Source organism: Paracoccus stylophorae, from assembly GCF_028553765.1.
Lineage (GTDB): Bacteria > Pseudomonadota > Alphaproteobacteria > Rhodobacterales > Rhodobacteraceae > Paracoccus > Paracoccus stylophorae.
This window is the reverse complement of sequence record NZ_CP067134.1, coordinates 97,357-118,733: the sequence shown is the minus strand read 5'-3', so window position 1 is coordinate 118,733 and position 21,377 is coordinate 97,357. Positions and strand designations below refer to the sequence as shown.

At 66.7% G+C, this 21,377-nt stretch carries 23 protein-coding genes; 4 read left to right on the top strand and 19 right to left on the bottom strand.

Annotated elements, in window-relative coordinates; all coding sequences use genetic code 11:
* Positions 1-28: 28 nt before the first annotated feature.
* Both JHW45_RS00570 and JHW45_RS00565 read right to left on the bottom strand, forming a co-directional pair.
* A complete protein-coding gene (locus tag JHW45_RS00570; protein ID WP_272859047.1) occupies positions 29-1,003 on the bottom strand; it encodes a glutathione S-transferase family protein in 975 nt (324 codons plus the stop codon).
* Between the two features lie 53 nt (positions 1,004-1,056).
* Positions 1,057-2,373: an MFS transporter gene (locus tag JHW45_RS00565; protein WP_272859046.1), complete on the bottom strand. Its 1,317-nt coding sequence runs from the start codon at positions 2,371-2,373 to the stop codon at positions 1,057-1,059.
* A gap of 193 nt (positions 2,374-2,566) precedes the next feature.
* On the opposite strand from JHW45_RS00565, the gene JHW45_RS00560 reads away from it, so the two are divergent.
* The 4 genes from JHW45_RS00560 (at position 2,567) to JHW45_RS00545 (ending at position 6,578) form a co-directional block, all read left to right on the top strand.
* A complete protein-coding gene (locus JHW45_RS00560; protein WP_272859045.1) occupies positions 2,567-3,151 on the top strand; it encodes a LolA family protein in 585 nt (194 codons plus the stop codon).
* Positions 3,152-3,273: 122 nt separating this feature from the next.
* A complete protein-coding gene (locus JHW45_RS00555; RefSeq protein WP_272859044.1) occupies positions 3,274-4,047 on the top strand; it encodes a 5'-nucleotidase, lipoprotein e(P4) family in 774 nt (257 codons plus the stop codon).
* Positions 4,048-4,109: 62 nt separating this feature from the next.
* On the top strand, positions 4,110-4,802 hold the full coding sequence (locus JHW45_RS00550; protein ID WP_272859043.1) for a 5'-nucleotidase, lipoprotein e(P4) family: 693 nt from the start codon (positions 4,110-4,112) through the stop codon (positions 4,800-4,802).
* A gap of 147 nt (positions 4,803-4,949) precedes the next feature.
* Complete coding sequence (locus tag JHW45_RS00545) at positions 4,950-6,578, top strand: Na/Pi cotransporter family protein (RefSeq protein WP_272859042.1); 1,629 nt, start codon at positions 4,950-4,952, stop codon at positions 6,576-6,578.
* On the opposite strand, the gene JHW45_RS00540 is transcribed toward JHW45_RS00545, so the two are convergent.
* The 17 genes from JHW45_RS00540 to JHW45_RS00460 all read right to left on the bottom strand — a co-directional run bounded on the left by JHW45_RS00540 (position 6,575) and on the right by JHW45_RS00460 (position 21,374).
* Positions 6,575-7,480 carry an ornithine cyclodeaminase family protein gene (locus JHW45_RS00540; protein ID WP_272859041.1) on the bottom strand — a complete coding sequence of 302 codons (906 nt, stop codon included), beginning with the start codon at positions 7,478-7,480 and terminating at the stop codon, positions 6,575-6,577. The genes JHW45_RS00545 and JHW45_RS00540 overlap by 4 nt on opposite strands.
* A gap of 112 nt (positions 7,481-7,592) precedes the next feature.
* Entirely contained in the window at positions 7,593-8,186 is a 594-nt protein-coding gene (locus JHW45_RS00535) for a hypothetical protein (RefSeq protein ID WP_272859040.1), read from the bottom strand.
* Positions 8,183-9,004, bottom strand: coding sequence for an ABC transporter permease (locus tag JHW45_RS00530; protein WP_272859039.1), 822 nt, complete (start codon positions 9,002-9,004; stop codon positions 8,183-8,185). Before JHW45_RS00530 ends, JHW45_RS00535 begins: the two co-directional genes overlap by 4 nt.
* Positions 9,001-9,726 carry an ABC transporter ATP-binding protein gene (locus JHW45_RS00525; RefSeq protein WP_272859038.1) on the bottom strand — a complete coding sequence of 242 codons (726 nt, stop codon included), beginning with the start codon at positions 9,724-9,726 and terminating at the stop codon, positions 9,001-9,003. Before JHW45_RS00525 ends, JHW45_RS00530 begins: the two co-directional genes overlap by 4 nt.
* 64 nt (positions 9,727-9,790) lie before the next feature.
* Entirely contained in the window at positions 9,791-10,255 is a 465-nt protein-coding gene (locus JHW45_RS00520) for a cupredoxin domain-containing protein (RefSeq protein ID WP_419181873.1), read from the bottom strand.
* A 142-nt stretch (positions 10,256-10,397) separates the two neighbouring features.
* Positions 10,398-11,357 carry a YVTN family beta-propeller repeat protein gene (locus tag JHW45_RS00515; RefSeq protein ID WP_272859036.1) on the bottom strand — a complete coding sequence of 320 codons (960 nt, stop codon included), beginning with the start codon at positions 11,355-11,357 and terminating at the stop codon, positions 10,398-10,400.
* Positions 11,354-12,556 (bottom strand): ABC transporter substrate-binding protein, encoded by a 1,203-nt coding sequence (locus JHW45_RS00510; RefSeq protein ID WP_272859035.1) that lies wholly within the window; start codon positions 12,554-12,556, stop codon positions 11,354-11,356. Before JHW45_RS00510 ends, JHW45_RS00515 begins: the two co-directional genes overlap by 4 nt.
* Positions 12,557-12,677: 121 nt before the next feature.
* Entirely contained in the window at positions 12,678-13,211 is a 534-nt protein-coding gene (locus tag JHW45_RS00505) for a PQQ-dependent catabolism-associated CXXCW motif protein (protein WP_272859034.1), read from the bottom strand.
* Positions 13,208-14,020 carry a quinoprotein dehydrogenase-associated putative ABC transporter substrate-binding protein gene (locus tag JHW45_RS00500; protein ID WP_272859033.1) on the bottom strand — a complete coding sequence of 271 codons (813 nt, stop codon included), beginning with the start codon at positions 14,018-14,020 and terminating at the stop codon, positions 13,208-13,210. Before JHW45_RS00500 ends, JHW45_RS00505 begins: the two co-directional genes overlap by 4 nt.
* Before the next feature lies 1 nt (position 14,021).
* Entirely contained in the window at positions 14,022-14,705 is a 684-nt protein-coding gene (locus JHW45_RS00495; RefSeq protein WP_272859032.1) for a c-type cytochrome, methanol metabolism-related, read from the bottom strand.
* A 111-nt stretch (positions 14,706-14,816) separates the two neighbouring features.
* Positions 14,817-16,670 (bottom strand): methanol/ethanol family PQQ-dependent dehydrogenase, encoded by a 1,854-nt coding sequence (locus JHW45_RS00490; protein WP_272859031.1) that lies wholly within the window; start codon positions 16,668-16,670, stop codon positions 14,817-14,819.
* Positions 16,671-16,838: 168 nt separating this feature from the next.
* Positions 16,839-17,672, bottom strand: coding sequence for an S-formylglutathione hydrolase (fghA, locus tag JHW45_RS00485; RefSeq protein ID WP_272859030.1), 834 nt, complete (start codon positions 17,670-17,672; stop codon positions 16,839-16,841).
* Positions 17,662-18,186 (bottom strand): GNAT family N-acetyltransferase, encoded by a 525-nt coding sequence (locus JHW45_RS00480; protein ID WP_272859029.1) that lies wholly within the window; start codon positions 18,184-18,186, stop codon positions 17,662-17,664. The genes fghA and JHW45_RS00480 overlap by 11 nt, the downstream gene beginning before the upstream one ends.
* Positions 18,183-18,821, bottom strand: coding sequence for an ATP-dependent Clp protease proteolytic subunit (locus tag JHW45_RS00475; RefSeq protein WP_272859028.1), 639 nt, complete (start codon positions 18,819-18,821; stop codon positions 18,183-18,185). Before JHW45_RS00475 ends, JHW45_RS00480 begins: the two co-directional genes overlap by 4 nt.
* A 78-nt stretch (positions 18,822-18,899) precedes the next feature.
* Entirely contained in the window at positions 18,900-20,027 is a 1,128-nt protein-coding gene (locus tag JHW45_RS00470) for an S-(hydroxymethyl)glutathione dehydrogenase/class III alcohol dehydrogenase (protein WP_272859027.1), read from the bottom strand.
* Between the two features lie 99 nt (positions 20,028-20,126).
* Entirely contained in the window at positions 20,127-20,711 is a 585-nt protein-coding gene (gene gfa / locus JHW45_RS00465; protein ID WP_272859026.1) for an S-(hydroxymethyl)glutathione synthase, read from the bottom strand.
* Positions 20,712-20,840: 129 nt separating this feature from the next.
* A complete protein-coding gene (locus JHW45_RS00460; RefSeq protein WP_272859025.1) occupies positions 20,841-21,374 on the bottom strand; it encodes a nucleotide exchange factor GrpE in 534 nt (177 codons plus the stop codon).
* Positions 21,375-21,377 lie beyond the last annotated feature (3 nt).

Here is a 21,377-nt window from a genome sequence, read left to right as displayed (position 1 = left end):
GGTCGGGCGGGGTCAGGACGCGCCGCCCCTAGGCGCGGCCATGCGGGGCGGTCCAGTCCTCATCGGGTCCGATGGGGATGATCCGGTGCGGGTTCACCGTCTTGTGGCTGTAGTAATAGTGGCGGACATAGTGGTCGGGCCGCACGGTCGGGGCGACGCCGGGCCACTGATACAGTTCGCGCGCCCAGCCCCACAGATTGGGGTAATCGACGATGCGGCGGCGGTTGCATTTGAAATGCGTGTGATAGACCGAATCGAACCGGACGACGGTGGTGAACAGGCGCCAGTCGGCCTCGGTGATGGTGTCCCCGGTCAGATAGCGGGTGCGGGCCAGCAGCCCCTCGATCCAGTCCAGACTGTCGAACAGCGGCCCGACCGCCTTGTCATAGGCCGATTGGGTGGTGGCGAAACCGGCCTTGTAGACGCCGTTATTGACGGTGTCGTAGATCCGGTCGTTCACCTTGTCGATGTCGTCCTGCAGGTGGTCGGGCCGGTAATCGTCGGTGTTTCCGGTGATGCCGTCGAAGGCCCGGTTGAACATGCGGATCAGATCGGCGCTTTCGTTCGACACGATGGTGTCGCGTTCGCGGTCCCACAGCACCGGCACGGTCACGCGGCCCGAGGCGCGGGGATTGGCGCGCAGATAGATGTCGCGCATGAAGTCGCTGTCAAACAGCCGGTCGCCGGTCGCGCCGGGGAAGTCCTCGCGAAACTCCCACCCTTCGTTCAGCATGTCGGGATGGACGGCCGAGACGCCGATATGGTCCTGAAGATCCTTCAGCGCCCGGAAGATCAGCGCCCGATGCGCCCACGGGCAGGCATACGAGACGTAAAGATGGTAACGCCCGCTTTCGGCCCTAAACCCGCCTTCGCCGGTCGGGCCGGGGGTGCCGTCAGCGGTGACCCAATTGCGGAATTTCGAGGTGTCGCGGACGAATTCGCCGCCATGGCTGTCGGTGTCGTACCATTCGTCCTTCCAGACGCCATCGACCAGTTGACCCATGTTTTTCCTCCTGTGTTTTCAGCCCAACGGGGCGGGGCGGGTTGCGGTTTCGTTCAGCCGATGGCCTGATCGCGGGTTTCGGCCCGGACCAGCAGCAGCGCCGCCGCCGCCAGCAGCAGCAGCACCGCGAAGACGCCGATGGCAAAGCCGAAACCGCGCGCGAAGACCAGGGCCAGCATGCTGGGCGCCAGAATCCCGCCCAGACGCGCCATCGCGCTGGCCGTGCCCATGCCGGTGCCGCGCAGATGGGTGGGGTAGAGTTCGGGGGTAAAGGCATAAAGCGCGCCCCATGTGCCCAGCAACGAAAAGCTCATCAGCATCAGGGCGCTGGCAACCATCGCGGTGCCCGAGGCCACGGTGAACAGGAAACAGCCCGCCGCGCTGAGGATCAAAAACCCCATCAGCGTCGTGCGCCGGCCCAGCGCCTCGACCCCCCAGGCGGCCAGCGCATAGCCGGGGATCTGCGCCAGCGCCAGGATCACCAGAAAGCCATAGCCGCGCACGAAGCCGAAGCCTTCGGTCGCAAGCTGGCCCGGCACCCAGACGAACACGCCGTAATAGGACAGCGAGACCAGGAACCACACGGCCAGCACGCCGATGGTGCGGCTGCGCAGCATCGGCGCGAAGATCGAGGTTTCCGCCCCGGCGGGCACCGGCGCGGGGATCAGCGTCACATCGCGCGGCAGGGCCTGCGCGCCGTTCGCGGCCAGCACCCGGTCAAGGACCTTGTGCGCCTGATCGGTGCGGCCCTTGCGGACCAGATACATCGGCGATTCGGGCACCCAGATGCGCAGGAAGATCCCGATCAGCGCGGGCAGGGCCGCGATGGCGAAGATCCAGCGCCAGGGCGCGACCGCGCCGTTGGCGGCGGCGATCCAGGCGGTCAGGGCGATGACGATGGTGCCGACGGCCCAGAAGCCTTCAAGCCAGACCAGCCAGCGGCCGCGGTTCCGGGGCGGCAGGAATTCGGCCATCATCGCGTAATCGACGGGCAGCGTGCCGCCGACCGCCGCGCCGGTCAAAAAGCGCAGCACCAGAAGCCAGGTGAAATCCTGCGCAAAGACCGAGGCGAGGCCGAAGACCGCGTCCATCGCCACGGTCAGGATCAGCAGGTTGCGCCGGCCCACCCGGTCGGCCAGACGCCCGAAGCCCCAGGCGCCGACGAACATGCCCAGAAAGAACACGGTGCCGATCTGGAAGGCGGTCACACGCTCGATCCCGAACGTGGCGGCGACCGAGGGCGCGGCAAAGCCCACGGCGATGACCTGCATCGCATCGGCCGCCCAGACCAGCCCGAAGATGCCCAGAAGCCGCCACTGGAACCGGCCGGTTCCGCCGCGCGCCAGCGCCTCGTCCACGGTCATCTGCATCGCACTGTCCCCTTGCGGTTCGCCCCTCGATCTGCTGCTTAGCCGGCATGGCGGCGATCACCAAGCAGGTTTTGCGGATCGCGGCGCGGGGGACGCCACCGCCGGAACCGTCACGAAGCCGCGAGCGTTCGCGCCCGGTGCCATCCGCCAGACGTGATGTGCACCGGCAAACGAAATGGATATGATCGCGACCATGAACAGACGCATCTTCGCCTTCGCGCCCGCCGCCGCCCTTGTCCTCAGCCTCGGCCTTGCCGTTCCGGCCCTGGCCGCCAAGATCCCGCTGAACGAGATTTCGCGCTATCTGAACAGCCTGACCACGGTCACGGCCGAATTCACGCAGGTGAACCCGGATGGCACGATCTCGACCGGGACGGTCTATATCCGCCGGCCCGGACGAGTGCGGTTCGAATACAACAACGACAAGACGCTGGTCGTCGCCTCGGGCGGGAATGTCACCATCGTCGATCCCAAGTCGAATGGCGGGCCGCAAAGCTATCCGCTGTCGAAAACGCCGCTGTCGATCATCCTGGCGCGCAATGTCGATCTGGGACGCGCCAACATGGTGACGGGATATACCGAGGCGAAGAATTCCACCGTGGTGACGGCGCAGGACCCGGCGCATCCGGAATACGGCAATATCCAGATGGTCTTTACCAGCCCGACCGAGCTGCGCCAGTGGGTCGTCACCGACGATGCCGGCCAGAAGACCACGGTGATCCTGGGCGAGATGCGCAAGGGCGGCGCGATCCCGGATTCGAAATTCGTCCTGCGCTGAGGGTCGCGCGAAGGCGGGCGGGCGGTGCCGGTCGCCGCGTGACTTGGCGCGCGCGCTGCGCCAACATGGCGGGCGTCGCGGCCGCAGGGCCGCGGACGCAACCGAATCGAAAGGACCCGAACATGATCTATCGCCACGCGATGCTGGCGCTGCCCGCGCTGTTGCTGGCCGGCCCCGCCCTTGCGCAGGACAGCGCCGCGCCCGCCGACGACTGCGCGGTCGCGGAATTCTCCATGGGCCTGCGCTTTCAGCAGCAATCGGCCGAGATCCGCGCCCTGCAACGTCAGGCCTTCAACCTGGCCACGATGCGGCTGGATGCGGCGGTCGAGGGTGCGGACGATCCCGCGAAACTGGCCGTCGTCACCGATCTGGACGAGACGGTGATCGACAACAGCGCGCTTCTGGCGCGCGATCTGGCCGATTGTCACATGTATGACGTCTGGGACACCTGGCTGCCCTGGGAACGCGACGGCGATCCGACGCTGGTGCCGGGGGCCAGGGAGTTTCTGGACCATGCCGACGGGCTGGGGGTGACGATCCGCTATGTCTCGGACCGCTCGGACCAGCAGAAACAGCATACGCTGGACACGCTGAGCGAACTGGGCCTGCCGCAGGTCAGCGAGGAATCGGTGCTGCTGCTGGGCCCGCCCAAGACCGAGCGTCGCGACCTGGTCGCGCAGGATCACCAGATCGTGCTGTTGCTGGGCGACACGCTGCACGATTTCGACGGGCGGTTCCGCAAGACCCCGCTGGAGGATCAGAAGGCGACCGTGGACGAGGAGGCGGCGAAATGGGGCGATATGTGGATCGTGCTGCCCAACGCCTCTTACGGGACGTGGTCGGATGCAACGCTGACCGAATGGCAGGCCGAGCCGGTGATCGAGCCGTGGGAATAGGCGCGGTTTGACCTTTTCGCGCGGCGGCCCTAGCGTCCGCCGCGCAGCATGAAGGACCCCTGATGAGCGACACGATCCGGCGCCACCCGCGCGAACATGCCATGGCGATCCGTTACCAGCAGCGTTCGGCCGAGGTGCGGATGCTGCAACGCCAGTGCTATGCGCTGGCGACGCTGCGGCTGCGCGCGGCGGTGGATGCGGCGGGCGGTCGCGGCGCCGGTCTGGCCGTGGTCAGCGACATCGACGAGACGATCCTGGACAACACCGCGATCATGGCCCACGCCATGACCCATCAGGGCGACAATGTCGAAACCTGGAAATTATGGGAACGCGAGGGCGATCCGCACCTGATCCCCGGCGCGGCCGATTTCTTCGATCTGGCCGACCGTCTGGGGGTGACGATTTTCTATGTCTCGGACCGTTTCAACGAAAACAAGCTGGCGACCATCGCCACGCTGTCGCGGCTGAACCTGCCGCAGGTCAGCGCCGATCACGTGCAGCTGTTCGGCCCGCCCAAGGCCGAACGCCGCGCCGCCATCGAACGCGACCACCGCATCATCCTGCAACTGGGCGACACGCTGCATGATTTCCACGGCGCCTTTGCGGGGGTCGGGCTGGACGATCAGCACCGCCTGGCCGAGGAACATGCCGACCGCTTCGGCGACGACTGGATCATGTTTCCCAACGCCGCCCACGGCACCTGGATGGAGGCCGAGATCCGGCCCTGGACCGCGCCCAGCCGCCCGCGCCGCTGAGCCTGCGCCGCTGGCGCGGGGGCCAAGCGGCCCGGCAGATCCGCGCCGCCGGGACGAAGCCCTTGACTTTGCGGGATCCGTGTTCACCTTTTATTTGGACTTTTCAGTCAAAAATCGGATGTCACGGATGAGGGGGGCGCGCGGGAATTGGGGTCGCTGACGGTCTTTTTTCAGCTTGCAGGCGCGGTGGCGCTGTTGCTGTTCGGGCTGCGGCTGGTCAGGGACGGCATGACCGATGCCTTCGGCGTCAAGCTAAAGACGGCCCTGGGTCTGGGGACGCGCACCGGGCCGCGCGCCTTCCTGTCGGGGCTGATCGCGACGCTGGGGCTGCAAAGTTCGACCGCGACGGCGCTGATGACCGCGTCCTTCGTGGAACGCGGCATGATCCGGGCGCGCATGGCGCAGATCGCGTTGCTGGGCGCGAATGTGGGCACCGCGCTGACCGCGCTGATCGTGTCGGCGGGGATCGAGGCGATCGCGCCGGGGCTGCTGTTTGTCGGCTATGTTCTGGCGCGCCAGCCGCGCGCCTCGATGTCGGGCAGCGGCAGGGCGCTGATCGGCATCGGGCTGATGCTGATTTCGCTGACGCTGCTGTCGGTGGCGACCGAGCCGCTGCGCAACGCGCCCGCGATGGCCGCGTTTCTGGCCATGCTGGACGATGCCTGGCCGGTCGCGATGCTGTTTGCCGCCGGGCTGGCGGTGATCTGTTCGTCGTCGCTGGCCGCGGTGCTGCTGATCCTGACGCTTGGGGTCGGGCCGGGGCTGACCATCGTGCTGGTGCTGGGCGCCAATCTGGGCGGGGCGGTGCCGCCGGTTCTGGCGACGCTGCGTTCCTCGGTCGCGGCGCGGCGGCTGACGGTGGGCAATCTGGTGGTGCGCGCCATCGGCTGTCTGGCGGTGCTGCCGCTGGCCGGGCCGGCGGGCGAGGCCATCGGGATGCTGCCGTTTCCGCGCACCGATCTGGCGGTCGAGGCGCATCTTCTGTTCAACATCGCGCTGGCGGCGACGATCTGGCCCTTTACCGGGCTGGTGACGCGGCTGGTGGCGCGCATGCTGCCGATCGAGGATCTGCCCGACGACATGGCGCCGCAATGGCTGGACGAAAGCGCGCTGGAGACGCCGCCGCTGGCGCTGGCCGGGGCCAGCCGCGAGGCGCTGGCCATCGGCGACGCGATCGAGCGGATGCTGAACCAGACGCGCGACGCCTTTCAAAGCAACGACCCCGCCCCGCTGGCCGAGGTCGCGGCGCAGGAAAAGCGCGTCGACCGAAGGCAGCATCAGGTCAAGTCGTATCTGTCGCGTCTGGGCCGCGAGGCCAGCGAAGAGGACAAGCGCCGGTCGATCACGATTCTGGATTACGTGATCAATCTGGAACATATCGGCGACATCATCGACCGCAACCTGGCGCCCGAGGTGCGCAAGAAGATCGGGCTGGGGCTGTGGTTCTCGGACGAGGGGTATGCCGAGCTGGACCGGATGTTCCTGATGACGCAGGAAAACCTGCGCATGGCGCAGACCGTCTTCATGACCCGCGACCGCGATCTGGCCCGCCGCCTGATGGAGGCCAAGATCGACATCCGCAATGTCGAGCGCCAGTCGGCCCAGCGCCACCTGATCCGCCTGCGCGAGGGGCGCGAGGAATCGCACGACACCTCGTCGCTGCACCTCGACATGCTGCGCGACCTGAAACGGATCAACGCCCATGTCGTGGCGGTGGCGCATCCGATTCTGGACGAGGAGGGTCTGCTGGTCGAAAGCCGCCTGCGCGAGGGTTAGGCGGCCGCATCAAGGATATAGCGCGCGGTCATCAGGTCCAGATGCGCGCCGCCGCCGTTCTTGGCGATGGTGATCTCGTCATCCGAGAGGCGCGCATAGGCGCCCGAGGCCAGATCGTAGAAATCGGCCAGAATGTCGGATTCGGCGATGACGCCTTGGTCCAGCGGGATCTGGATCTCTCCGATATGGCCGATGGTGGTCTTGCGGCTGTCCACGAACAGGCGGGCGCGGCGCAGGGCCTCGTCGTCCACCTCGCGCATGTCGGGGCGATAGGCGCCGATCAGGTCCAGATGCGTGCCGGGTTTCAGCCATGCGCCGCGGATCACGGGGTCGCGCGCCATGGTGGTGGTGGCGATCAGGTCGGCGGCAGCCACGGCCTCCGGCAGATCCTGCGTGGCCTCGGCGTTCATGCGGGCGGCCAGATCGGCGGCGGCGCTGGCGGTGCGGTTCCAGATGGCGATGCGGATGTCGGGGAAAGCCGCGCGATAGGCCAGCACCATCGAGGCGGCGACCTTGCCCGCCCCCACGATCAGCGCCTGCCGCGCATCGGGTCGCGCCAGACGCCGCGCCGACAGCAGGCTGTCGCCGGCGGTCTTCCAGCGGGTCACCAGATGGAAATCGACCAGCGCCTGAAGCTGGCCGGTCCGGTCGTCAAGCAGCGTCACCGCGCCGTTCACCATCGGCAGGCCGGCGCGGGGGTTGCCGGGAAACACCGTCGCCGGCTTGATCGCAAGCCCCAGCCCGTCGATCCAGGCCGACCGGGTCAGCAACGTATCCTCGCCGCGATAAAGAAAGCTGTCGGCCACCTCGGCCATGGGCAGGGTGTGGCCGTGGGCCAGCGCGTCGGTCAGGGCAAGCCAGTCCAGACGGTCCTCTGCCTCGGCACCGATGATCGCGACCATTCCATCCCCCCTGTTTTCGCGCCGCGCGTGGCCCGGCCTCACGATCCTTGGGCGGAAACCGCGCGCCGATCAAGCCCGCCGCGCCGATTTCGCGGCGCGCGCGGCCCCGCGATCAGTCCAGATGGCTGGCGATGGCGCGGGCCAGCGCGAAGGCGCGCTGTTCCAGGATCACCGGGGTTTCGCAGACATAGGTCAGCGATTGCTGGCGTTCGGTGAAGATGCGTTCGTCCCAGTCCAGCGCCTTTTCCTCGGCGTCGACGGCGTCGAAATCGGGGCTGTCTTGCGCCATCAGCCGGTCGATGCGGGCGCGCCGATCCTCGATCCGGCGGGCCAGATCGACCTGCTGGCGACCGTATCGGGCGATGCCGGCGATCAGGGCGCTGCGGTCGGGCTGAATCCGGTCGAAGATCGCCTGCATCAGCGCGGTCAGCCGGGCGTTGTCGGCATCGGCTGCGAAATCGGCAATCGCGGCCTCGGCATCCTCGATGGGCAGGCGGCGCTGTTCCAGCCGCTGCGCCAGCGCCGCGATCTGCGGATCGCGGGCCAGGTCGGCGGTGCGGTCGTCGGGCACCGGACCGGCCCAGATCTGGCCCAGCGACAGATGCGGTTGCAGCACCTGGACGCAGGGCCATTCGGGATCGGTGCCGCCGGCCGCAAGGGCCGGGCCGGCCGCCAGCGCGGCGATCAGCGCAAGGATCGGTCTCATCTTGCCCCCTTTCTGCGGGTCCACAGCCCCTTGGCGGGATCGTACATCAAGACCGCGCCGCCGAAAAACGCCGCCAGACACCCCGCCACCACCGCCAGCGACAGCCAGTTCACCTGAAGATACAGCGCGAAGCGGATCAGTTCGACGGCGTGGGTAAAGGGATTGATGGCGCAGATGTCGTGCAGCAGGGTCGAGCTTTCGCGCATCCGCCACAGCGGATACAGCGCCGAGGACGCGAAGAACATCGGGAAGATCACGAAGTTCATCACCCCGGCGAAATTTTCCAGCTGGCGGATGGCCGAGGACAGGAACAGCCCCATCGCCCCCAGCATCAGCCCCGACAGGATCAGCGCCGGCAGCACCGCCAGATAGCCCCAGACCGGCGGCCGCACGTCCCAGAACCATGCGATCGCCAGAAACGTATAGACCTGGATCAGCGACACGAAGACGCCCGCGACCAGTTTCGCGGCCAGCAGGAACCAGCGCGGAAACGGGCTGACCAGCAGGGTCCGCATCGCCCCGGTTTCGCGGTCATAGACCATCGACAGCGACGATTGCATGCCGTTGAACAGCTGGATCATCGCGCACAGTCCGGGCGTCACGTAGACCTCGTACAGCACATAGGTCTGATAGGGCGGCGTGATCGACAGGCCCAGGATGGCGCGGAACCCGGCGGCGAAGATGAACAGCCAGACCAGCGGACGCACCAGCGCGGCCAGAAACCGGCCGCGCTGATTGACGAAACGCAGCGTCTCGCGCCGGGTGATGCCGGTGAACGCCACCGCCCAGGCGCGCGGCGGAAAGGCGATGTCGGTCATGTGACCACCCCGGTCAAGTCCAGAAACGCCTGCGTCAGCCCCTGCCGGCCGGCGATCCCGTCGGCGCGGCCCTGACGCAGCACGCGGCCCTGATGCAGGATGACCAGATCGTCGTCGGGCTGGATCTCGTCGAGGATATGGGTGGCCCACAGGGCCGAGACCTGGTTCTGCGCGATCAGGCGGCGGGTCAGGGCCAGCACCTCGGCGCGCGATTTCACGTCCAGCCCGGCCGTCGCCTCGTCCAGCAGCAGGATGTCGGGCTGGTGGATCAGGGCGCGCGCGATCTCGGCCCGGCGCTGCTGGCCGCCCGACAGCGCACCGACGCGGTCGTGGCCCTTGTCGGTCAGGTCCACCTGGTCCAGCACATGCTGGATCCGGGCGCGCGCCGTGCGCGCGGGGATGCCGTGCAGGCTGGCGTGATAGGCCAGGTTCTGGCGCACGCTGAGATCGGCATCCATCGCGCGGGTCTGAAAGACCACGCCCAGGCGCGCCAGCGCCTGCGCGGGTCGCGCGCGCAGATCGTACCCGGCCACGCGGATCGTGCCCGAGCGGTTGTCGTAAAGCCGGGTGATCAGCGAAAACAGCGTCGTCTTGCCCGCACCGTTCACGCCCAGAAGCGCGGTGAACCCGCCGCGCCGGACCCGCAGCGACACATCGGACAGCGCCTGCACGCGGCCAAAGCTGTGGCTGACATTGTCGATGGCAAGCGCGTCGGGGGTCATGTCGGTGGCAGGGCATCGCGGCCCCGCCCGTTCCTTCCTGTTCAAGGGGCCGGTGCCGGCCCGGTCAGCGGATGTTGAACACCGCCTGCATCGTTTCGCCCGACGAGCCGGGCACCGACAGCGTATAGCGGCCGGGCACGATGGCCACAAAGCTCATCGTGGCGGTGCCGGCATCGTCGAATTCAAGGCTGTGGACGCCCATCGGCCGGATCTCGATATCGTTGACGACCAGTTCGTTGACCCAGACCGCGCGAAAGAAATCGCCCCCCGACAGCGCCAGTTCCTGGCTGCCGTCGGCATTGATGTCGATGCGGTAATACCCGCCCGAGGCCAGCGTGTATTCGGCCGCGGCCACGGGCTGGCCCGCGGCCAGCGTCAGCGGCGCCAGATCGCTGCGGTTGGCGCGGTCCAGCAGGCCGGCAAAGCCGTAATCGAACTTGCCGCTGGCCTCGTGCAGGCCGGCGCCATCGGCTTCCGCCTCATCGTCGTCGTCATCATCATCATCATCGTCGTCGTCGTCCTGTTCCATGGTCGCGGACGCCCCCGGTTCGGCGGCGTCGGGGGCGGTGTCCTGCGCCATGGCGGCCGAGGACAGCCCCGCGCCCAGCATCAGGATCGCCAGCAGGCGGGTCAGGTCGTTGGTCATCTCATTCCTCCTGTCTTCGGGTGCATCAGTCCGGCGCCACCACCACGCCCCATGGCTGCTGGCCGACGGGCACGGATTTCACCACCCGTTCGGCCGCCACGTCGATCACCGACACGTCGTTCGAGTTGCCGTTGGTGGTGAACAGGTATTTCTCGTCCGGGGTGAAGGCCATCTGCCAGACGCGCTGCCCGACCAGCAGATAATCGGTGACCCGATCGGTCTCGCCATCGACGATGGCGACGCGATTGGCCGGCCCCAGGGCCACGAACACCTTCCTGCCGTCCTGCGTCACGCGCACGCCCACGGGCTGGATCGCCTCGGGCAGAACGCCCGGAATGTCGAATTCGATCTTGTGGACGATCTGCTGGCTTTCGGGGTCGATCACGCTGACCGTGCCGCCGATCTCGGCGCTGACATACAGCTTGCTGCCGTCATGGTTGTATTCGGCAAAGCGCGGGCGCGAATCGACCAGCACGTTGGCGAAAATCTCGAAACTGTCGGTGTCGATGAAATGCGCCATGTTGGTGGTTTCCGAGGTGTTGATGACCACCTTGCCGTCGGGGCTGACGCCCATCCCCTCGGGTTCGACGCCCACCGGGATCTCGGCCAGCACCTGATGGGTTTCGGTGTCTACCACGGTCACGAGGTTGTCGTCCTCGTTCGCGATATAGAGCGGGTTTCCCGACGGGTGCAGCACGAACAGTTCCGGGTCCGGACCCGAGGGCAGGGTGTGCAGCTCCTCCATGGTTTCGGGGTCGAAGACGCGCACCAGATCGTCGTCCGAGGCGCAGACATAGAGTTCGGAGCCGTCCGGGCTGATGGTGATGCCGCGCGGGCGGTTGCCGACCGGATAGGTGCCGATCACCTCCAGCGTGTCGCTGTCCAGAACGGTGACGTCGTTGCCCTTTTCGTTGCTGACGAAGACGCGGTTGGCCATCGCGGGCGCGGCGGCAAGGCACAGGATCAGGGTAAGCAGATGTCTCATGGCGCCTCCGGGAACTGGCATTCGGTTTCCGGGCGGTCGATGCCCAGTGTGTCAAGCTGGCTGGTCTGGTGCAGGAACTGTTCCTGCGGGCTGACCGAGGCGGTCAGCGCGCCCGTGGTCAGCAGGATCGGCTGACGGACCTGGTGATCCCAGTCGCGCAGGGTCAGTTTCTGGCCCTTGAAGCCCGCGACCTCGAACCGGTCGGACAGCATGAAATCGCGCAGCACCTGCGGATCGCCCGACTGCGTGCGCGTCGCCGCCTCGCCGATCATCCGCAGGGCCAGCCATGCCTGGTAATCGGCCTCGCGTATGGGGCGGCCGGCCAGTTCCTCGAACCGGTTCTGGAACTGCGAGGCGCCCCAGGATTCCATCGCGGGATGCCAGCTGCGCGGCACCAGCCCGGCCGAGCCGGTGACGGGGCGCGGGTCCCAGACCTGATAGGGCAGATAGGGCGCGAAGACATCGGCCTCGTCCGCGGCCACGACGACGTCGTGATCGGCGGCCCGTTGCGTGAAGACGGGCATCTGGCGCTGGACCTGCACATGGCCCGAATCGGTGCGCCGGGCGCCGCCGGTATCCTCGAACACGCGATCCTCGACGATCTTCGCGCCGAATTTCGCCGCCGCGCGGCGATAGGCGTCGGCCAGCGCGGTGTCGGCGGGGTGGCTGCCCTGGATCAGGAACCAGCGCGGCCAGTTCTTCCAGATCAGGAACTGCGCCAGCGCATCGGCCAGCATGGCGTGGCTGGGCGCGACATGGATGGTGTTGAACCGGCAATCCGCGCCGCGCAGATCGTCGCCGCGCGCCATCGCGTTCAGGATCATCGCCCGGTCGCCGGCCTGATCGGACAGCGCCAGCGTGGTCGCGTCGTCGGCCATCACCACGACGAACTGGACGCCATCGTCCAGAAGCCCGGCAAGCCGGGCCGCGGCGGAGTCCGGGTCGGCCGCGATCTCGTCGGCTTCGAAATCCTGGTTCATGAAGCGGCCGGTCGTGTCGTTGTCCTGGATCGCAAGCCGCGCGCCGGCAAAGCCCAGATCGTCGGGCGGCAGATCCAGCCGCGAGATCGGCGGCAGGCCGGGATCATCGACGCGCAGCACGGCGGCGCGGATCACCGTCATCTCGGGCTGCTGCTGCGCGGCGGCGGGGCCGGCACACAGACAGGCACCAGCCAAAAGTCCCATGATTCTCTTGAACATTTTCTTGCTCCCCGTGGGTCATGTTGGGTCGGGGAAGGGCGTCGGGCAAGCCGATTAAAATTCCCGTCCGGATCGGGAATGTTTGGATCAGCCTTTGGTCTGAGGGCCGCGCCGCGCCGGATCAGGGCTGCACGGGGTCGGCGTCGACCAGATCGTCGCCCGAGGCGGCCTGCCACGCCTCGGTCCCGCCGGGAAACCAGTGCACGCCGGTATAGCCCATCGCGACCGCGCGCTTGCCGGCATTCCAGCTTTGCCAGCAATCGGCGCGGCAGAAGATCACCAAGGGCGCGGCCCGGTCGCCGGAACTGGCCTGTTGCAGCCCGGCGGCCAGCCGGGCCTGTTCGGCGTCCGCCAGCCGCTCGTATCCCGTGTCCCACAGCCACAGCGCGCCGGGGATCGTCTGGTGGCGCGATTCGCGCCAGATCGTTCCCTGGGGCAGGCCCTGCGGCTTGCGGGTGCGGGGATAGACGTCGATGAACATAACGCCGCGCGCGTGCATCGCCACCGCCTGCTTGCCGTCGATGACGGTGGCGCCGGCCAGTGTTGCGGGAACCGGCGCGGAATAGGGCGGGCCGCGAAAGCCCGCAGGCTCGGGCACCTGTGCCGTGGCGGGCAGGGCAAACGCCAGCAGCAAGGCGGCCGCGCGCAGGATCATTCCAGCAACTCCTTGCCGTAATCGTCCACCAGCGGCACGCCGGCCTCGCGCAGCGTCTGGTCGATCTGGTCCTGATGGCGGCGGATCAGGCTGTTCAGCTGGCGTTTCCATTCCTGTTCGCCCAGACGCACGCCCATGGTGATGCGATAGAACATGCGCGGAAAGCCGGTTTCCTTCAGCAGCGGGGTGAATTGCAGGTCGGGATCGTCCTTGATGCGCGGCCCGGCCAGCGGACCCCACAGCACCGCCGCATCAAGCGTGCCGTCGCGCACGCCCTGGATCAGCCCGCCGACCGGGTCCAGCACGCGGCGGTCCACGACCAGCGCCGCGCCCTGCAGATCCTTGGCCAGCCCGGCGAGCGCCATGATGCTGGCCGGGGGGCTGCCGGCGATCACGCCGATGGGCCGGTCGCGCAGCGCCGGGTCGGTCAGGCGATCGACGCCGGCCAGCGGCCCGCCCGTCCGCGTGACGATGCCGAAGACCGAGGTGTAGTAGTGGTTGGTGTTCTGGACCAGTTCGTCGCCCTGGGCATAGCCCATGACCACGTCGCAATTCCCGGCCCGCAGCGTGCGCGTGATGAACCCCATCCCGGACGGAAACCACGTATAGCTGACCGGCAGCCCCAGCCATTCCCCGAACTGGTCGGCCAGCCGGTTCTCGAAGCCGGTTTCGTCCTTGGTGGACATCGGCGCGTTGGCGGGATCGGCGCAGACCCGGAACTGCGTGGTCGAGCGCAGATCGGCCACCTGCGCCGCGCCGGAACCGGCGGCGCAGAGGGCGATCAGGGTCAGGGCAATCGTCAGGCGCATGTCACATCGACATGCAGGAATCTTCCTGCGCCGCGAATTCATCGGTCTTCGGACCCTTCCTGGCCGGACGGCCGCGCGGAAGCTGGTCGGTGCCGCGCGCCAGAAGATAGGCATATATGTCGTCGATATAGCACCACACATTGCGGTTGGTGCCGAAGGCCGGCATCACCTGGTTCTGCGCCGCGTTCACCTGTTGCTGGCCCGAGGCGACGATCTGCTGAAAGTCGTAATAATCCATCCGCAGCACCGAATCCTTCAGCGCCGGGGCATAGGTCGAGCCTTCGCCGTCGGGCCCGTGGCAGACATGACATTCCGCCGAATATCGGCGATAGCCGTTGAAGGTGGCGAAATCGACCGTGCCGTCATCCTCGATCTTGAAGGTCGGGATACCTTCGGCGTTGTACCAGCGGCCGTTTTCGGTGTGGTCGGGGGTGATGTCCACGCCTTCGGGCAGGGGTTTCTGCGCGGTGTCGGCGGTCGCGTCATCGGTGCCGGCAGCGTCCGTCGCATCGGGGGCGTCCTGCGGCGTCTGGCCCTGCGCCGGGGCGTTGCCCGACACGGCGGCGGCCGCGCCTGCGCCCGCCTGCGCCGGCGGTGTGTCGCCGCCGGTGCCGGTCTGGGCCAGCGCCGCGCCGGCCAGCGACGCGCCAAGGACCAGCGCGGTCAGGCTGGTGATGGCTTTCATGGAATCCTCCCTGATGATGTCGGGTATCTGCCCTGTTGCAGCAGACCCGCCCCAGTCTAGCGCCGGGACGGGTCTTTCACAGATCAACTTCCCTCGTGCGGAACGAAAGTCTTAGCCGCTGGTGCCGTCGCCCTCGGTCGTCTCTTCGGCGGGGGCGGCTGCCATCTCGCCCGGCAGTTCGAACACGGTCAGCTGGCCGCCAAGCTGGGTATAGTCCGACAGCGCGGCATAACCGCCCACCGCGCCCAGCCCGTCATTGGGATTGGTCAGACCCGCCGCCAGACCGATGCCGGCCCAGCCGCCGACACCCGACAGGATGCCCACATACTGCTTGCCCTCGCGTTCGTAGGTCATCACGTTGCCGATGATGCCCGACGGTGTCTTGAACTTGTAAAGCTCGTCCCCCGTCTCGGCGTCCACGGCCTTCAGATAACCCTCCAGCGTGCCGTAAAAGACGATGCCGCCCTTGGTGGCCAGCGCCCCGGACCAGACCGAGAACTGTTCGGGCAGCGACCACTTGATCTCGCCTGCGACATTGTCCCAGGCGATGAAGTTGCCCATGCCGCCATGGCTGTCGGGCGCGGGATACATCGACAGCGTCGCGCCGACATAGGGCTGGCCCGCCGTATAGGCCACGCGGAACGGTTCGTAATCCATGCAGACATGGTTGGTGGGCACATAGAACAGGCCGGTATCGGGCGAATAGGCCGCGGGCTGCTGGTCCTTCGATCCCAGGGCCGCCGGGCAGATGCCGGTCGAGTTCACATCCTCGCCGTTCTGTTCGGTCGAAAACTCGGCCACGACCTGCGGACGCCCGTATTGATCGGATTCGGGGTCCATCACGACCTCGGTCGCCCAGTTCACCGCCGGGTCGAATTTCTTCGCCACCATCAGCTCGCCGGTTTCGCGGTCCAGCGTATAGCCGAAACCGTTGCGGTCGAAATGGGTCAGCAGCTTGCGCTGTTCGCCGTCAACCTCCTGATCGGTCAGGATCATCTCGTTGACGCCGTCATAGTCCCATTCGTCGTGCGGCGTCATCTGATAGAACCATTTGGCCATGCCGGTATCGACATCGCGGGCCATGATGGTCATCGACCACTTGTTGTCGCCGGGCCGCTGGCTGGGGTTCCAGGTCGAGGGGTTGCCGGTGCCGTAATAGAACAGGTTCAGATCGGGGTCATAGGAGAACCAGCCCCAGGTCGGGCCGCCGCCGATCTTCCACTGATCGCCTTCCCAGCTGTTCAGGCTGCTGTCGGCGCCGATGGGCTTGCCCAGCTCCATCGTGTTTTCGGGATCGACCAGCATTTCCTCGTCGGGGCCGGTGGAATAGGCTTTCCACAGTTCGGTGCCGTCGGCCAGGTTATAGGCCGTGACCCGGCCGCGAACGCCGTATTCGCCGCCCGAGACGCCGACGATCACCTTGTCCTTGACCGGCAGGACGGTGGCGGTGTTGGTTTCGCCGATGGACGGATCGCCGGTCACCACCTTCCATTTCTCTTCGCCGGTCTTGGCGTCCAGCGCCACCAGCGTCGTGTCGGCCTGATGCAGCAGGATCATCCCGTCGGCATAGGCGACGCCGCGATTGACCGTGTCGCAGCACATGACCGCGATCACGTTGGGGTCCTGCTGCGGCTCATAGCTCCACAGGATCTTGCCGTCATTGGCCAGATCCAGCGCGAAGACGTTGTTGGGAAACGGCGTATGGACATACATGATGTCGTCGATCACCAGCGGGCTGCCCTCGTGCCCGCGCAGGACGCCGGTGGAAAAGGTCCACGCGACGCGCAGATCGCCGACATTGTCCTTGTTGATCTGGTCCAGTTCGGAATAGCGGGTGTTGGCATAATCGCCGGTCTGGATCGCCCATTGTCCGGGCTTTCCCGTTTCGGTCATCACGCTTTCATTCGCATAGGCCGCGCCAGCCAGCAGCAGCGCGATGCCCGCGCTGTTCAGCAGATATCTCATGAGTGTTCCTCCACTGCGGATCATGGCTGCGGAATTTCCTCCCCCCGCAGCGTTCCATGATCGCAGTGTTGGTCGCGCCCCTGCGTCCGTCAATGCGCCGCGCTGCCATTTGGCCCCTAAGTCTGATGGCGCAAACGGCAACGCGGCCGGGAAAGATCGGCAAGCGTGCTACAGCAACCGTTCGGCGTGCCACATCACATGATCGGCCATGAAGCTTTGCACGAAGAAATAGCTGTGATCGTAGCCGGGCTGCATGCGGAGCTGGCCGGGCTGACGCCGCGCCATCATCGCCTGGGCCAGCGTCTCGGGCTTCAGCAGGTCCAGAAACTGGTCGTCGCTGCCCTGGTCGATCAGCACCTCGCCCGGATAGCCGCGTTCGGTCATCAGGATCGAGGAATCGTGCGCGCGCCAGGTATCCTCATCCTCGCCCAGATAGGCCGAAAGCTGCTTGCGGCCCCAATCGGATTGCGACGGGTTGGCGATGGGCGCAAAGGCCGATACCGAGGCATAGCGGTCGGGATGGGTCATCGCGATGGTCAGCGCGCCGTGCCCGCCCATGGAATGGCCGGTGATGCCCATGGCGTCGCGGTCGATGGCGAAATTGTCGCCGATCAGGTCGGGCAGTTCATCGACCACATAATCCCACATCCGGAAATGCGGCTTCCACGGATCGCGGGTCGCGTTGACATAGAACCCCGCCCCCTTGCCCAGATCGTAGGCGTCGTCGTCGGCCACATCGTCGCCGCGCGGAGAGGTGTCGGGAAAGACGATGGCGATGCCGGCCTCGGCGCACCAGCCTTGGGCTGCGGCCTTGGTCATGGCGTTTTCATGCGTGCAGGTCAGGCCCGACAGATACCACAGCACCGGCACCCGGCCGTGCTGCGCCGCCTCGGGCAGGAACAGGCCGAAGGTCATGGGCGTGCCGGTCGCGCCCGATTGGTGCGTATAGACGCCCTGCGTGCCGCCAAAGCAGCGGTTTTCGGAAACGGTTTCAAGGCTCATGCGACTCTCCTGTCAGATCGTGAAACATGACCAGTGCATCCACCGGTCCCTTCTGGGGGTGAAGAAACGCCCCCGGCAGCCGTCCGACAATCGCGAAACCGGCTTTCTGCCACAAATGGACGGCATCTTCGTTGGTGGCGACGACGAAGTTGAACTGCATCGCGCGAAAACCGTTGCCGCGCGCCCAGGCTTTCGCGTGTTCGACCAGCGCGCGCGCCACGCCGCGACCCCGCAGGGCCGGATCGGTCGCGAACGAGGCGTTGGCCACATGCGCGCCGCCTGCGGGGCGGTTGGCGCCGATATGGCTGGTGCCGGCGATCCTGGTGCCGGTTTCGGCCACGAAGACCCGGAAGGGGGCGGCGAACCAGTCCTGCAACGCCTCGTGCCGGGACACGTCGCGCGGCATGCAATAGGTCGCGCCGTCCCGATAGACCGGGCGCAGGATCGCCCAGATCGCGTCGCGGTCGGCCGCTGTGGCGGGGCGGATCGTCACCTCCTCCCCGCCGGTTGTCATGTCAGCTCATCCACGCTGCGGATGACGCGGCCCAGAAGGCCGTAATCCAGCGCCTCTTGCGTGTTCAGCCAGAAATCGCGGTGGGTGTCCTTTTCGATCCGCTCGACGCTTTGGCCGGTCGCTTCGGCGAAGATCTGGTTCAGCCGGTCGCGCATCAGCCGCACCTGTTCGGCCTGGATCATCATGTCCGACGAGGTGCCGCCGATCCCGCCCGACGGCTGGTGGATCAGAAAGCGCGTGTTGGGCAGGCAATAGCGGTTTTCCCGGTCCGCGCCCACAAAGATCAGCGCCCCCGCGCTGGCGACCCAGCCCGACCCGATGGTGCGCACGGTCGGGCGGATGAACTTGATCACATCATGGATCATGTCGCCCGATTCCACATGCCCGCCGGGCGAGGAGATCAGCATGTTGATCGGCTCGTCGCTGTCCTCGGCCAGGGCCAGAAGATGGGCGACGGTGCGCTGCGCCAGCTTGTCGGTGATCGCGCCGGCGACGATCACCGTGCGCGACTTGAAGTAGAGCTTGCCGATCTTGTCGCCCTCGGGCAGGCCAAGCCCGCCATCCTTGTCGCCCTTGCGCGGGTGGTCGTCGTCATCATCGTCATCGTCGTCGTCGTCCAGCCACTGATGCCGCATCGGCCTGCTCCTTGTTGTTCTCATGGCGACGGCGGGACCGTGGCCCCGCCGTCTGATTACCTAAGCAGCGAGGAAGGATCAGTAAAGGACGACCGAGCGGATGGATTCGCCCTTGTTCATCAGCTCGAACCCCTTGTTGATGTCGGCCAGCGGCATGGTGTGGGTGATCATCGGGTCGATCTGGATCTTGCCGTCCATGTACCAGTCCACGATCCGCGGCACGTCGGTGCGCCCGCGCGCGCCGCCAAAGGCGGTGCCTTTCCAGACCCGGCCGGTGACAAGCTGGAAGGGGCGCGTGCTGATTTCGGCCCCCGCAGGCGCGACGCCGATGATGACCGACACGCCCCAGCCGCGATGGGTGCATTCCAGCGCGTCGCGCATCACCTTGACGTTGCCGGTGGCATCGAAGCTGTAATCGGCGCCGCCGATCTGGTCGAACGGGGTTTTCGTCATCTCGACGATTTCCTGCACCACGTTCTCGACATTCTTCGGGTTGATGAAATGGGTCATGCCGAAACGCTCGGCCATCTCTTTCTTGTCGTCGTTCAAATCCACGCCGATGATCATGTCGGCCCCGGCCAGGCGCAGCCCCTGAATGACGTTCAGACCGATCCCGCCCAGCCCGAACACCACCGCCTTGGCGCCGATTTCCACCTTGGCGGTGTTGATGACCGCGCCGATGCCGGTGGTCACGCCGCAGCCGATATAGCAGATCTTGTCGAACGGCGCGTCCTGCCGCACCTTGGCGACCGCGATTTCGGGCAGCACGGTAAAGTTCGAGAAGGTCGAACAGCCCATGTAGTGATGGATCGGCGTGCCGTCATCCAGGCTGAAGCGGCTGGTGCCGTCGGGCATCAGCCCCTGCCCCTGCGTTGCGCGGATGCGCGTGCACAGATTGGTCTTGCCCGACAGGCACGAGGCGCATTCCCGACATTCGGGGGTATAGAGCGGGATGACGTGATCGCCGGGCCTGACCGATGTCACGCCCGCCCCGACCTCGACCACGACGCCGGCACCCTCATGGCCCAGGATCGCGGGGAACAGCCCTTCGGGGTCCTCGCCCGAGCGGGTGAATTCGTCGGTGTGGCAGATGCCGGTCGCCTTGATCTCGACCAGAACCTCACCCTCTTTCGGGCCGGCAAGATTGACCTCCATCACTTCCAGCGGTTTGCCTGCCTCGAAGGCTATGGCGGCACGGGTTTTCATCTTCGCTCTCCTCTCGGTTCGGTCGGCTTGCGGGTCATGGCCAAGGGGGCCGGTTCGGACGACCCCCTGTCAGATGTGTGAGTTCCGGCACCGCCCGCGTCAAGCAGGCAGCGCGCCAGAGCGTTTGGCGATATGGGTGGCGATCGCGTCCATCAGCGGTGGCGACAGCGCGTCATAGGGTTCAAGCCCCAATTCGCGCAGCCGCGACCTGATCCCGTCCATCCGCGCCGGATCGACGCCCGATTCGATCACCGAACTGACGAAGGCCGCGAATTCGGGCGCGGGCCAGCCGGTCTCGGCGGACAGTTCGGTGTGGACGAAATCGAGGCCGTAGAACGGGTGATCCTTGTTCTCGATCCGGCCATACATGTGCACGCCGCAATCGCGGCACCGAAAGCGCCGGATGGGCGCGTCGGCATCGACCACCTCAAGCTTGTCGCCGTTCTGGACGATCTCGACCGCGTCGCGCGACACCACCGCCACCTGGCTGAAGATCGCGCCCTCCGGTTTCCAGCATTTGGTGCAGCCGCAGACATGGTTGTGGGCGGTCTGCGCGCCGATCCGCAGCTTGACCGGATCGCTGGCGCAGTGACAGGTCAGCACGCCGCCGGAGAAGCCCGGATCGCCCCGCGCGACGCCGTCATCGACGGCGGGATGTATTCGGACCGCGTCTGTGTTGGCCATGGTCCCTTCCCTTCGCTAGACCGATTGTCGCCTTCAGCGTGGCCCGGACGGGAAGAATCGGCAAGTCGGCGGAAGGTGGCAGCGCCCCGGCGATGACGGGGCGCGCGAGGGGGTTCAGCTTGCCACGGCTCAGCTTGCCGGGGTCGAGCTGACGCCGACCTTTGCGGGGCGCAGAAGCCGGTCGTGCAGGGCAAAGCCGTTTTCCATGATCTGGATGATCTCGCCCGCGACGGTGCCGGGCACCGCCGCCTCGAACATGGCTTCGTGCCATGTCGGGTCGAATTTGTCGCCGGGCTTGGGCGTGATGATGGTGATGCCGTGCTTGGAGAACACGTTCGACAATTCGCGCAGGGTCAGTTCGACCCCTTCCAGCAGGCCGGCCGCCGCGCTGCGCTGTTCCTCGCCCGCCGCCTCGAGCGCGCGGTTCAGCGCGTCGTGGACCGGCAGCAGATCGCGCGCCAGCCGCGAGCCGCCATATTGTTCGGCGTCGCGGCGATCCTTTTCGGCGCGCTTGCGCGCGTTCTCGGCATCGGCCAGGGCGCGCATCCACTTGTCGCGGAACTGGTCGCGTTCGGCGGTCAGCCGCGCGATCTCGTCATCTGCGGGATCGGCCAGCGGATCTTCAATCGTCTCGTCGGTCGGCTGTTCGTTCTGCTCGGTCATTCT